Below are 12560 nucleotides of genomic sequence, written 5' to 3'. Positions count from 1 at the left end.
GAAGTCATCGGGTGGCCGACATGATCCAGGAAGAAGTCTGGCGCCCGCACTACAAGTTCGAGGGGCCGCGATGAGCGGCCCTTCTGCTGTTCTGGACAGGCTGGATGCGCTGCTCGCAGCCCAAGGGCTGATGCGGCTGGGCGTGGTGCAGTTCGATGCCGGAGACACGACACCGGCGTTTGGCGATGGTCGCCGGGCGGCGGCTGTTGTGCTGGTCGGGGTGACGGGGCAGGCCATGTGGCCGGTGTTTTCGGCCTGGCGGGCGGCGACGGTCCACGGGGGTGGAGAAAATCCGCTCGATCGGTGGTCCGAGACGGTTCTTGACCCGATCGCTGCCGAGATGGGAGCGCTGGCGCTCTACCCGTCACGGGCGCCTTACCAACCGTTCCAGTCCTGGGCGATGCGGGCGGAAGGGCTGAAGGGTTCGCCATTGGGGCTTTTGATCCATCCGGTGTTTGGCCTGTGGCACAGTTTTCGCGGGGCTCTGGCGTTTGTCGAATGGGACGACTGGAGTGGTGATGGAGCGGATGTCCTGCCAGCAATCCCGCATCCCTGCGACGACTGTGCGGAAAAACCCTGTCTTTCGGCCTGTCCCGTGGGTGCCGTCAGCCTTGATCGGTTTGATGTCACCGGCTGCCGAGGCCATCTCGCCAGTGGTGAGGGGCAGGCGGGTTGCATGCGTGGTGGATGCCTGGCGCGCAATGCCTGTCCGGTTGGTGTCGCTTACCGTTATCCGGAAGCGCAGGTGCGGTTTCATATGCAGGCTTTAAAACTGCCGGCACTCTGACCGTAGGATTTGCCCTGCAATTGCCGGGAATCGGCATCAAGCAGGGTTTCTGACAAAGGATGACCGGTGCGCTTTCTGTTGCGAATGCTTTCCCCGCTTGCGGGCCTGTTGCTGGGTGGCCTTGTGGGCTTTGCGCCTGCGGACGCGGCTGAGAGCAGCTGTGCGGATATCCAGGGGCAGGCTGGGCTTTACACGGCCTGCCGGTTCGATCCCAAGGAGGTCGATATCCGGCTGCATCTGGCGGATCCCGATGGAAACATCTTTGGCGGCTTCGATCCGCTCAGGCGGCAGCTCTGGGCGGAGCGGCGGGTGCTGTTGTTTGCGATGAATGCGGGGATGTATCACGACGACCGCTCGCCGGTCGGGCTGTTTGTCGACTATGGGCGCGTGGTGAAGCCGGCCGTCACGGGTGGCGGATGGGGCAATTTCCATCTGCTGCCGAACGGCGTCTTCCTGATGAATGACGGGCGTGCTGAGGTGATGGAGACGCTCGCCTATCAGAAAAGCGGGATGGCGCCGGATTTCGCCACACAGTCCGGGCCGATGCTCGTCATCAATGGACAACTGCATCCGCGTTTTCTGCCCGACAGCGACAGCCTGAAGATCCGCAACGGGGTGGGCGTCGATGCGCAGGGCCGGGTGCATATGGTGATCTCGAAGGTGCCGGTGCGCTTCTACGACTTCGCCACCTTGTTTCGCGATCGGCTGGGGTGCCGCAATGCACTTTATCTCGACGGGTCGATTTCCAGCGTCTTCATCGCGGATCAGAACCGCGATGACCGGCTGTTTCCGATGGGGCCGATCCTCTCGGTCAGCATGCCGATCCCGCAGTAAGGATCAGACGGAGGCCTTGGGATAGGCGCGCTCCAGGCCGCCGGAGCGGGTGAGGCCGGCGCGGAAGGCCGCGTAAGCCGGATGCTGGCTGGATTTTGCGGTTTCGGTGAGGCGGATCTGCAGACGAGCAGGGGCGTTCAAGCCGATCCATTCGCCGGCCTTTTCAAGCTTCAGCGTATTCAGGAATCGGGCTTCGGCAGCGCGTTCGAGATAGAGGTAGAGGCCTTCGAGCAGGACCGCATCCTGGGCCGGGTTTTCGAGCAAAAGCTTCACATAGTCCTGGTCGGTCGCCTGCAGGCTTGCAAGCTTCTCGGCGACGGTTTCGCGGTCGATGGCGGACATGGAGGCACTCCTCGGTTTGGCGCAGGCTGGACATGGATGTCTGACGGATGCGACGCCTGCCGCATCCATTAGGCGTGTCTACAGCATGGCAAGATTGCCCGAGGCTGGTTTGGGGCGAATGACTTTGGAGGAACGGGCTTCGGGCCCGCCTCTGCGTTCGGTCTCAGCCTCGGCGGCGGCTGCGGCGGCCGCTGTCCTGGGCGCTCGATTCGGTCGCGGTCTTGTTGCGAAGCGGGCCGATGCGCTCGACGATGGTTTCGATCGTCGGGCGTGGGCCGGGGGTGTAATCGTCGAGTGCGGCGCGCATGGCGGCGAGGTGGCCGCAGGAGGTGCCGCAGCAGCCGCCGATGATTTTGGCACCAGCATCGCGGGCGAGGCGGGCATAATCGGCCATCAGCGGCGGAGTGCCGGAATAGAAGATTTCCGTGCCACGGAATTCCGGGATGCCGCAATTGCCCTTAACGATAACGGTGGCGTGGGGGTCCGCTTCAGTCATGTCGAGAAGGCTTGCGAGAATATCGGAGGCGCCGACGCCGCAATTGGCGCCGACGGCAAGCGGGCCTGCGCCGATATCGGGCGCGACGCCGTGGATGTTCTTCGGGTCGAGGCCCATCATGGTCTTGCCGGCCGTGTCGAAGGAGCCGGTGAAGGTGTAGGGCAGGCCGACCTTGACGGCGGCTTCGGCAGCGGCCCGGATCTCATCCGGCGAGGACATGGTTTCGATCCAGGCGACATCAACGCCGCCGGCTTTCAGCCCTTCCATCTGCTCGACGAAGGCTGCGACCGCCTCGTCATAACTCATGGCGCCGAGCGGGATCAGCAGCTCGCCGGTCGGGCCGACGGAGCCCGCGACGATCACCTTGCGGGGGGCCTTGTCGGCGACGCCACGAGCAATCTCGGCGGCCTTCTTGTTGAGTTCATGCACCCGGTCCTGGGCATTGTGCAGCTTCAGCCGATGGCGTGTGCCGCCGAAGGAATTGGTGAGGATAATGTCCGCGCCGGCATCGACGAAATCCTGATGCAGCTTGACGATCTTGTGCGGCTCGGCCTCGTTCCACAGTTCCGGCGCTTCGCCGGCCTCGAGCCCCTGGGCAAAGAGATTGGTACCGGTCGCGCCATCGGCGAGCAGGACGCCCTTTTCGGCCAGAAGTTCGGAGAGCGGATTGGACGCGGTTGCCATGGTGGATCCTCTGATGGTTTCCTCAATCATATAAAGAAGTCTTTATGTGATTTCAATTGCGGTTTTGCAGCCGACAGCAGAAAGCGAAACGGCCCCGCCGATGGCGAGGCCGCTGTCGTCCTGATCGGGCCGCGACTATTCGGCGGCAATCTGGTTGTCTTCGTGGCTCTTCGGCGTGACCATGGCGCCGATGATCTGCTGGAGATCGACATGGCCGACGGGCTTGCCGGCTTCGTCGACGACATTGGCGCTGGTCTGGCGGGCTTCCGTCATCACACGGGCTGCGGTTTCCAGGACCATCTCGCTTGGCAATTGCAGGCCTTCGCCTGCAGCTGTCGAGGGCGACATGATGGTGCCCAGCATGATGACGCGGCCACGGTTCACTTCCTTGACGAAGGCGGAGATATAGTCGTCAGCCGGCTGCAGGACGATGTCCTGACCGGAGCCCTGCTGGATGACCTGACCATCGCGAAGGATGGCGATCTTGTCGCCGAGCCGAAGCGCCTCATCGAGATCGTGGGTGATGAAGACGACCGTTTTCTTCAATTCCTGCTGCAGGTCGAGAAGCACAGTCTGCATGTCGACCCGGATCAGCGGATCAAGCGCCGAATAGGCTTCGTCCATCAGGAGGATATCGGCATCGTTGGACAGAGCGCGGGCCAGCCCGACGCGCTGCTGCATGCCGCCCGAGAGCTGGTTGGGATAGTGACCTTCGAAGCCGGCAAGCCCCACACGATCAATCCAGCGGCGGCCGATCTCCTCGCTTTTCGCGCGCGGCATGCCCTGGATGTCGAGGCCGTAGACGGTGTTTTCGAGCACCGTGCGATGGGGCAGCAGTGCGAACTTCTGGAAGACCATCGCCGTCTTGTGGCGGCGGAATTCGCGCAGCTCCAGCTGGTTCATCCGACAGACGTCGACGCCGTCATAGAGGACTTCGCCTGACGTCGGTTCGATGAGCCGGTTGATGTGGCGGATCAGCGTCGACTTTCCCGAGCCTGACAGCCCCATGACGACGGTAATGCCTCCGGCGGGCATGGAGATGTTGATATCCTTGAGGCCCAGCACATGGCCGTGCTTCTCGTTCAGCTCCGACTTCGAGATGCCGGCCTTGACCGCGTCGATATAGGCGCCGCCGTTGGGGCCGAAGATCTTGTAAAGGTTCTTGATTTCGATGCCGTGACTAGCCATGGACTACCTCCGTGTGGCGCTGAAGGCGCTTGCCATATGCCTGGCTGGTGCGGTCGAAGATGATGGCGATCGCGACAAGCGCGAAGCCGTTGAGGAAGCCGATGGTCAGGAACTGGTTGGAGATCGCCTGCAGCACGTTCTTGCCGAGGCCGCCGACCCCGATCATCGAGGCGACGACGACCATGGCGAGCGACATCATGATGGTCTGGTTGATGCCGGCCATGACAGTGGGCAATGCCAGCGGGATCTGCACGTTCATCAGCTTCTGGCCCGGTGACGAGCCGAAGGCGTCGGCGGCTTCGAGAACCTCGCGGTCGACGAGGCGGATGCCGAGATTGGTGAGGCGGATCATCGGCGGCACGGCATAGATGACGACGGCGATGACGCCCGGGACCTTGCCGATGCCGAAGATCATCACGACCGGGATCAGGTAGACGAAGCTCGGCAGCGTCTGCATGACGTCGAGGATCGGATTGACCACGGATTGCGCGCGGTCGGAGCGGGCCATCAGGATGCCGATCGGGATGCCGATGACGATGGCGAGGAGGGTGGAGACGGTGACGATCGCGAGCGTGATCATCGTGTCTTCCCACAGGCCGACAAGGCCGATGAACAGCATGCCGATCACGGTGACCGCGACGATGCGCATGTTTCGGCTGGCAAAATAGACCACCAGCACCATGACGGCGAGGATGATGAACCAGGGTGTATTGACGAAGAGTGATTCCAGCCCGTTGAGGAAGTGCTGAAGCGGCGTCGTCAGCGCGTCGATGACGTTGCCATAGGCGCGCACAAAGCTTTTGAAGCTGTCATCGACGGTCTTGCGCACGCCGCGCATCAAGGTCTGGTCGATGGATGGGAACTTGCAGAGCAGTTCCGGCAGGTAATTGCATAACGTCGAAGCCATTTTGGTCCCCTTATCGACCCTTGCTCGTTCAAGACACCCGGGGGTGCGGCGAGGGCGTTTGCGGCGTTGCGTCTGTCGCCTCGGTCCGCATCACGGACGACAGGCTAGCCGAGTTCCGCCTGGGAATTCATGCCGTCTGCGACGTCGGGAGCTTTCGAATGGCGCAATGCGGCACGCCGCTTCGTGAAACGTGCGGCGGGTGAGACACCCGCCGCATTCTGTCGATAGACCCTGAGGTCAGAGGGCAGCCTTGACCTTTTCGGCAACGTCCGGAGCGACCCAGGCGCTCCACATGTCCGGATAGGTTTCGAGGAAGTGCTTGGCGCCGTCTTCGTTGGTGCCCTGGTTTTCTTCCATCCAGGCGAGAACCTTGCCGACGGTCGCGTTGTCCCACTTGCGGGTCTTCACATAGTCCATGGCAACGCCGGCCTTTTCGGCAAAGCCCTTGGTGACGACGGTGTAGACATCCGAGACCGGATAGGCGTTCACCTTCGGATCCGGGCAATCCGGCACGGCGGTGCAGGCATCCCAGGACGCCTTGTCATGGTCGACGCCGAAGGAGAGCTTGACCATTTCGTACTTGCCAAGAATGGCGGTCGGAGCCCAGTAGTAGCCGAGCCAGCCCTTCTTGTTTTCGAAGGCATTGGCGATCGAGCCGTCGAGGCCGGCTGCCGAGCCGGTGTCGACCAGCTCGAAGCCCTTGTCCTTGGCGCCGAGCGCGCGGTAGAGGTTGGCGGTCGAGACCTGGCAGTTCCAGCCCGACGGGCAGTTGGTCACGGCGCCCTTGGACGGATCTTCCGGAGCCGGGAACAGTTCCGGATGCTTCAGGGCATCTTCGACAGTCTTGATATCCGGATGTTCATCGGCGATGAACTTCGGAATCCACCAGCCTTCGACGCCACCATCGGACAGCAGCGGAGCGGCCTGGATGAGGCGGCCTTCGGCAATCGCTTGGTCGAGTGCGGTGCGCACGGCATTGACCCAGAATTCCGGCGCGATATCAGGCTGGCCCTTTTCGTTCATCGAGGCGAAGGTCGGCATGGTGTCACCGGTGACGACGGTCACGGTGCAGCCATAGCCGCTTTCCAGGATGATCTTGTCGACATAGGCGGCAACGCCGGCCGAGGCCCAGTTCATTTCGGCAATCGAGACATCACCGCATTCGGCAGCCTGGGCGGACCCGGCAACTGCGTAAAGGCCAGCGGCGAAAAGCGTGGAAGCGAGGAGCTTCTTCATGGAGTTAAGACCTCCCAGTCTTATCTAGCAGCGTTCATCGGAACGGGCGGCGACGGCTACTGCTGACCGCTCCGCCAATGGTTTTCCAGTGCGGAATGCCCCGGTCCGATCGCGTCTGGCCGGCCGCTGCATCCCCGGCGATCGGATCTTGTCGTAGGAGCGTCTGCACCCGGCCGACCACGTATCGCGCCCACAGCCTACGTCTTTGATTTCAGAAATCAACCACCCGCCACGGGGCGCCAGTGCGCGTGCGAACATGGCAAACCATTGCAGCGACTTAATTTGCCGCATTTTAGCATGTTACAAGGGATGGAACGCACAAGGGGGAGGCAGGTGGGACCGGCGGAGCGAAGTTGCCAGCCAGCCGCGCTCCCAGATGAGACGTCCATTGTCCCAACTGCGGCAATCGCGATGATGGTGCCGCGAGGCGGCACACGGAAAAAAATTCAAAAAAAGTTGGAGACAGGTGCGGCGATAACCATCCGGTAACGCCTGTAACGGTAGATGGAGGTGCCGGCGGCGTATTTCGCTGGCTGCGCCCCGGATCCTGTACTGCGTCCCGGGGCGTTTGTTTTTCCGGACGGTCGCTAAGGCGACCGGGCAGCCCAAGGCTTGCCCGAACCGGATGTCAGCCCTTCTTCAGAACCAGCGGCTTGCGCGGATCACGCACTTCCCAGCGGGCGACGGGTGCGCTCGACGGAGCGCGGCCGTTCCAGGCGATGGCGAGGCTATTGCGATTGTGAAGGACGTAGAGCATGGGTGTTTCCTCAAGGGTGCCGCGTTCTCTTCCGGAGCGCCGGTCTTGATGTCGCAGATAATCCTTCCGTCGCGATTGCGCCAGAGCACAAACCGTCATCGTTTGTCGCAAATCGACGATTGAGATAAGGACCTGCGCGACAGGCTGTCGCAGTGTCGCTTCTGCGGCCTCCTTCGTGGCAAAACCACGGCAAAAGCAGCCAAACCAAGGCAAATAGCACGCGGCGCAGACGGGACAGGATGGCATGACGAAAGCGATAATGCTGCAGGGAACGGGTTCGGATGTCGGAAAGACGATATTGGTCGCCGGGCTGTGCCGACTGGCCTCCAACCGCGGGCTGAACGTCGCGCCGTTCAAGCCGCAGAACATGTCGAACAATGCGGCCGTCTCCGACGATGGCGGGGAAATCGGGCGGGCGCAGTGGCTGCAGGCGCTGGCCGCGCGCATTCCGACCAGCGTGCACATGAACCCGGTGCTGCTGAAGCCGCAGACGGAAACCGGCAGCCAGATCATCGTGCAGGGCAAGGTGTTCGGCCAGGCCAAGGGGCGGGATTACCAGCGCCTGAAGCCGCAGCTCATGGCCGCCGTGCTCGACAGCTTTCGCCAGGTGTCCGAAGGTCGGGATCTTGTGATCGTCGAGGGGGCGGGGTCTCCGGCGGAGATCAATCTCAGAGCCGGCGACATTGCCAATATGGGTTTTGCGACACGGGCTGAGGTGCCCGTCGTTCTCGTCGGAGATATCGACCGGGGCGGGGTGATCGCCTCGCTGGTGGGCACCCATACGATCCTGCCGGAAGAAGACCGGCGGCAGATCACCGGTTATATCATCAACAAGTTTCGCGGCGACGTGACGCTGTTCGACGACGGCCTTTCGGCGATCGAGGGTTTTACCGGCTGGCCCTGTATCGGGGTGGTGCCGTGGCTGAAAGCCGCGAGCCGGCTGCCGGCGGAGGATTCGGTCGTGCTGGAGCGTTTGGTGCAGGGCAAGGGCGGGGCGCTGAAGATCGCGGTGCCGGTTTTGTCGCGCATTGCCAATTTCGACGATCTCGATCCGCTCAGGCTCGAACCCGAGGTCGATATCGTCTTCGTGCGCGGCGGCGAGCGTCTGCCCCTTGATGCCGGGCTCGTCATTCTGCCGGGCTCGAAGTCGACCATCGGCGATCTGGCGGAATTCAGGGACAATGGCTGGGACCGCGATCTTGGCCGCCATGTCAAACGCGGCGGGCGGGTCATCGGGATTTGCGGCGGTTATCAGATGCTCGGGCGCACGGTTTCCGATCCGCTGGGGCTCGAAGGTGCCCCCGTGACGGTCGCGGGGCTTGGCCTGCTCGAGGTCGATACGGTGATGGCGGCGGAAAAGACGGTGCGCAACAGCCGGGCGCATTGCCTCGATTACGACGTCCCGCTTTCCGGCTACGAGATCCATCTCGGCGTGACGGACGGGCCTGACCGGGCACGGGCGCCGGTTGTGATCGACGGGCGCGCGGACGGGGCGGGCTCCCCGGACGGGCGGATCAAGGGCACCTATCTGCACGGCTTGTTTTCCAGCGACGCCTATCGCCGGGGACTGCTTCAGAGCTTCGGAATCTCAGGTGGCGGGGGCGACTATCGCGCAGCGGTCGATTCAGCACTCGATGACGTGGCAGCCGAGCTCGAGACGCATCTCTCCAGCCGCTGGCTTGCGGCCTTGCTCGGCTGAGCAATCGCCTCGCAGATCACGATGCCTGTGCCGCATCCATCGGCGAGGCCATCAGCTCGCCGCCACCCATGGAATTGTTGGCATATTTGAACGCGAGAATGCTGAGCACCGAAGCGACCAGCAGGACGAAGATTATTTTCATTGTTTTTGCTCCTGCTTTGTTTCGACAACGCAATTGCGGCGAAAGCAGTTCCGGGTCGGCGGGTCAGAGGGCGTTGCCGCCATTGTAATCGCAGGACTGTTGCAGCACTGCAACATTTGGGCTTGGGATCAGCCGAGTGCAATCTCACGGGGCGATGCCATCAGACGGCCGCCGCCGAGCGAATTGTCGACGAGCTTAATCGCCAGAATACTGAATACCGCGGCAATCATCACCAGGACCATCACGCGCATCTTTGACCCCATTCTCTCTTGCGGGTCCCAGTTATAAGCGCGCATCGGTTGGAGCGCCGCTAAGTCGATTGCTCGCATTTTATGGATCGGGCGAATTTGCTTTTGCATCCGAAGGGTTCGGAGGACGCTTGGGGAGGTGCAGTCATCGATTCTGGATCCGTTCAAATGATCCCTTTGGCGCGGAACCAGGCGACCTCGTCTCCAAGGGTTTCTTCGACGGGACGGAAGCGCAAGCCAAGCTCGCGTTCGCTCTTGCTGGAATCGTAGCGCGAGCGTTCGTTTTCTCGAGCGACTGTCCGTGCCATTGCCCAACTGATCAATACCGGACGTCCCGTCAGCCGGGCGTAGACCTCGTATCCGGCCGCAAGCACATGCATGAGCCAGAGCGGAATGGATCGAACCGGCGCACGAGCGCCGGTTTCACGTGCGATCAACGGCAGCAGCTCACTCATCGTCATGTGGCGACCAGCCGCCAGATAAAGTTCGCCGCGCCGCCCTTTTTCGTTGGCGTGCAGCATGGCTCTCGCAACGTCACGGGCATCGACCACAGAGAACGAACCGGGCGGCACTCCGGGTAGGCGCTGCAGGGCCACATCAATGACGGTTTGGCCTGCGGCGGTCGGGCCGACATCACCCGGGCCGTGCATCCACCCTGGAAGCACCAGCGAGGCCCAGAAATCCGGGTGTGAATCGAGAAATGCCAGGACTGCTCGATCCGCCAGGATTTTGCTGCGGTAGTAGTCATCCGCATTGCGCTCGTCGCGCAGCATGGTTTCGTCGATCAGCACGCCTCGTGCTCCATGCAACACGGCGACCGAGCTGGTGTGAACGAAGCGACGCACACCTTCTCGGTAGGCGGCATGGAGCAGATGCTCCGTGCCCGTGACATTGGCGGCATAGAGCGCATCCCAATGCCGACCGCCTTTATAGGAATCGCGGAAATAGGCAGCGGTGTGAAAAACCGTGTCGACGCCTGAAAGAGCTTTTGCAAACCCCTGCACGTCGGCCATATCTCCATGCACGGTTTCCACGTCCAGGTTTTCGAACTGGTGGCGCGCCTTGTCGAGCGAACGGGCCAGAGCGCGGACTCGCCAGCCCGCAGCGATCAGTTCGCGCACCAGATTGTTTCCAAGGAGCCCGGTCGCGCCTGTCACGAAAGCGAGCGGCGCTGGCCTTGTGTTGAAATCATCTGCCATGAAAAACTACTCCACACATGAGGGAGCCAGTTCTATAAGGCTGGAGCATGGTCCATGGTCAAGGGTGAATCACATGCAGATCGGAGAATTCTCCAGGCGCACCGGGCTTAGCCAGGACACTGTCCGTTTCTATGTGCGAAAAGGCCTGCTTGCGCCGGAAACAGGAAATCTTGGTGGACGTAATCCCTACCAGCTCTTTTCCGAGCGGGATGTTTCGACGGCGCTAATGATCCGGTTCGCGCAAGCTCTTGGAATGTCATTGAAAGAAATTGCGGAAATTGCGCAAGAACTCGTGAAAGGCGGACTTTCAGCGGAACGGGAGCTGGAGATCATCGACGCCCAGGTGGCCAAGCTTGAGGAGAAGGCGGCCGATCTCACAAGACTTCTTGATTATCTTCGTGCCAAACGTGGCTGGATGGAGCGCGGCAAGCCCGGAGACGAACCGCGTTTTGCGGGTGCCGAATTGTGTTTGGCCGACATCACGGTGACGCCGAAATAATGTCTGGATGCCGGCAAAGGCTCGCGTGCCAAGTGCTCTTGAACCCAGATATTTTTGGCGTGCACAACAGGGGTCTGGCGGAAGAGGTGGGATTCGAACCCACGGTACGGTTTCCCGCACGCCGGTTTTCAAGACCGGTTCCTTAAACCACTCGGACACTCTTCCCCGTGGACGGCGTTATGCGCAAAGGCTTCGGATTTGGCAAGGGCTGTTATTCGGGACTTCGCAGGCGTCATTAATCGGATGGCTGCGGCGAGGGCGGCCCTTGCGTTAACCGTGCGCTAACCATGAAAACACTTGGTTTCCTGCCGGGCCGCCACATTTCCCATTTTGGCCACTTTTCCACAGCCTTCTGCCTGGCGCAGGCGTACGGGTGGGGACTTTTCCCGGGATGACAGGGGATGTCGTCCGGCCCGTCTGATCAGAAGTGGGACATATGCATTCGAGCACAGGCGGCCGGCTGGCCATGGGTGGAAAATGGTTGGGCGTGGCGCTGATGTGTGCCTTTACCGCCTCCTGTTCGACCACCAAGGAGACCGCGGACAAGCCGAAACGTTCGAAGGAGTATTTCGCCGAATCCGTCTATGGTGTGAAGGCGAGCCCGCGACTGGTCGCTGGCGGTCCGGTGCCCAAGGGCGGCGGGCGCTACATGGTCGGCAAGCCCTATGTCGTGAAGGGCGAGACCTTCGTGCCCAAGGAAAATCCGCGCTACAATGCCGTCGGGATCGCGTCCTGGTATGGCGACGCCTTTCATGGCCGGCTGACGGCCAATGGCGAGCTTTACGACAAGGACTATCTGTCGGCCGCCCATCCGACGCTGCCGCTTCCAAGCTATGCGCGCGTGACCAATCTCACCAATGGCAGTTCGGTCATCGTGCGGATCAACGATCGCGGTCCGTTCCATCAGGGGCGGCTGATCGACCTTTCGAACAAGACGGCCGACATGCTGGATATGGCGCATAGCGGCACCGGCAAGGTTCGGGTGCAATATATCGGGCCCGCGCGCATGGATGGGCACGACATGCCCTATCTGATGGCCTCCTATGTGAAGAAGGGCGAACGCGGACCGGTGGTCGAGCCGCAGGGCGAAATTGCATCTGGTGTGATGGTCGCTTCCAACGATGCTGCCGTGCCGCAATACCGGCCGCAGCCCGATCCGGTCTACCAGACGGCGTTGTCAGGCTCGACGCCGAGCGGCGGGATGGCACCGCATACGCTCGATGCACAGCTGCTGATGACCCAGTCGGCCGCATCGCAGGGCATGGCACAGGCGGGATCAGAGATGTTTGCCGCGCTTCCGGAGATTGGTCCGCTGCCCGGACAGCGGCCACATCACGTCCCCGGCTATGATGGCTCCGGCTATGCGGCGGCTTATGCCGAAGTCCAGACGGCGCCGGGCGCGCTTGCCTTCGACGCCATTCTCGTGCGCAATGGCGACCTCACCGAGAGCTCGATTCTCTCTTCGGTTGCCAAAGGCGGGATCACCCTCTCCAAAGGGCTCTGACTGCGGCGGCCGGGGGTGAGCTGACCCGTCGTTCCCTA

14 protein-coding genes and 1 tRNA gene are annotated in these 12560 nt (G+C 62.0%); 5 read left to right on the top strand and 10 right to left on the bottom strand.

Annotated elements, in window-relative coordinates:
- Positions 1 to 70 precede the first annotated feature (70 nt).
- Positions 71 to 787, top strand: coding sequence for a 4Fe-4S dicluster domain-containing protein (locus DMY87_RS06370; protein WP_110790479.1), 717 nt, complete (start codon positions 71 to 73; stop codon positions 785 to 787).
- A gap of 84 nt (positions 788 to 871) precedes the next feature.
- Positions 872 to 1621: a phosphodiester glycosidase family protein gene (locus DMY87_RS06365; protein ID WP_110790478.1), complete on the top strand. Its 750-nt coding sequence runs from the start codon at positions 872 to 874 to the stop codon at positions 1619 to 1621.
- 3 nt (positions 1622 to 1624) lie between these two features.
- Here the strand turns inward: DMY87_RS06365 and DMY87_RS06360 are convergent, their stop codons facing one another.
- From DMY87_RS06360 to DMY87_RS24535, 6 genes are all read right to left on the bottom strand, one after another.
- Positions 1625 to 1963, bottom strand: a complete 339-nt coding sequence (locus DMY87_RS06360; protein ID WP_110790477.1) for a hypothetical protein — start codon at positions 1961 to 1963, stop codon at positions 1625 to 1627.
- A gap of 163 nt (positions 1964 to 2126) precedes the next feature.
- Positions 2127 to 3143, bottom strand: coding sequence for a betaine--homocysteine S-methyltransferase (gene bmt / locus DMY87_RS06355; protein WP_110790476.1), 1017 nt, complete (start codon positions 3141 to 3143; stop codon positions 2127 to 2129).
- A gap of 135 nt (positions 3144 to 3278) precedes the next feature.
- Complete coding sequence (locus DMY87_RS06350; protein WP_110790475.1) at positions 3279 to 4331, bottom strand: quaternary amine ABC transporter ATP-binding protein; 1053 nt, start codon at positions 4329 to 4331, stop codon at positions 3279 to 3281.
- Positions 4324 to 5238, bottom strand: a complete 915-nt coding sequence (locus tag DMY87_RS06345; protein WP_110790474.1) for an ABC transporter permease — start codon at positions 5236 to 5238, stop codon at positions 4324 to 4326. Before DMY87_RS06345 ends, DMY87_RS06350 begins: the two co-directional genes overlap by 8 nt.
- A gap of 237 nt (positions 5239 to 5475) precedes the next feature.
- Entirely contained in the window at positions 5476 to 6474 is a 999-nt protein-coding gene (locus tag DMY87_RS06340; RefSeq protein WP_110790473.1) for an ABC transporter substrate-binding protein, read from the bottom strand.
- Between the two features lie 628 nt (positions 6475 to 7102).
- Complete coding sequence (locus DMY87_RS24535) at positions 7103 to 7231, bottom strand: hypothetical protein (protein WP_280953038.1); 129 nt, start codon at positions 7229 to 7231, stop codon at positions 7103 to 7105.
- Positions 7232 to 7475: 244 nt separating this feature from the next.
- Here DMY87_RS24535 and DMY87_RS06335 point away from each other — a divergent pair, with 244 nt between their 5' ends.
- Positions 7476 to 8930, top strand: coding sequence for a cobyric acid synthase (locus DMY87_RS06335; RefSeq protein ID WP_110790472.1), 1455 nt, complete (start codon positions 7476 to 7478; stop codon positions 8928 to 8930).
- Between the two features lie 16 nt (positions 8931 to 8946).
- On the opposite strand, the gene DMY87_RS24530 is transcribed toward DMY87_RS06335, so the two are convergent.
- From DMY87_RS24530 to DMY87_RS06325, 3 genes are all read right to left on the bottom strand, one after another.
- On the bottom strand, positions 8947 to 9072 hold the full coding sequence (locus tag DMY87_RS24530; RefSeq protein WP_280953037.1) for a hypothetical protein: 126 nt from the start codon (positions 9070 to 9072) through the stop codon (positions 8947 to 8949).
- Between the two features lie 128 nt (positions 9073 to 9200).
- Complete coding sequence (locus DMY87_RS06330) at positions 9201 to 9431, bottom strand: hypothetical protein (protein WP_110790471.1); 231 nt, start codon at positions 9429 to 9431, stop codon at positions 9201 to 9203.
- Between the two features lie 53 nt (positions 9432 to 9484).
- Entirely contained in the window at positions 9485 to 10519 is a 1035-nt protein-coding gene (locus tag DMY87_RS06325) for an SDR family oxidoreductase (RefSeq protein ID WP_110790470.1), read from the bottom strand.
- Positions 10520 to 10592: 73 nt separating this feature from the next.
- On the opposite strand from DMY87_RS06325, the gene DMY87_RS06320 reads away from it, so the two are divergent.
- Positions 10593 to 11018 (top strand): MerR family transcriptional regulator, encoded by a 426-nt coding sequence (locus tag DMY87_RS06320; protein ID WP_110790469.1) that lies wholly within the window; start codon positions 10593 to 10595, stop codon positions 11016 to 11018.
- 75 nt (positions 11019 to 11093) lie between these two features.
- Here the strand turns inward: DMY87_RS06320 and DMY87_RS06315 are convergent.
- Positions 11094 to 11183: transfer RNA gene (locus tag DMY87_RS06315), tRNA-Ser, on the bottom strand.
- A gap of 271 nt (positions 11184 to 11454) precedes the next feature.
- On the opposite strand from DMY87_RS06315, the gene DMY87_RS06310 reads away from it, so the two are divergent.
- Positions 11455 to 12522, top strand: coding sequence for a septal ring lytic transglycosylase RlpA family protein (locus DMY87_RS06310; protein ID WP_110790468.1), 1068 nt, complete (start codon positions 11455 to 11457; stop codon positions 12520 to 12522).
- The last annotated feature ends 38 nt before the right edge of the window (positions 12523 to 12560 follow it).

Source organism: Peteryoungia wuzhouensis (assembly GCF_003205195.1).
GTDB lineage: Bacteria > Pseudomonadota > Alphaproteobacteria > Rhizobiales > Rhizobiaceae > Allorhizobium > Allorhizobium wuzhouense.
The sequence above is the reverse complement of the archived record's forward strand: the minus strand, read 5'-3'. Positions and strand labels throughout refer to the sequence as shown.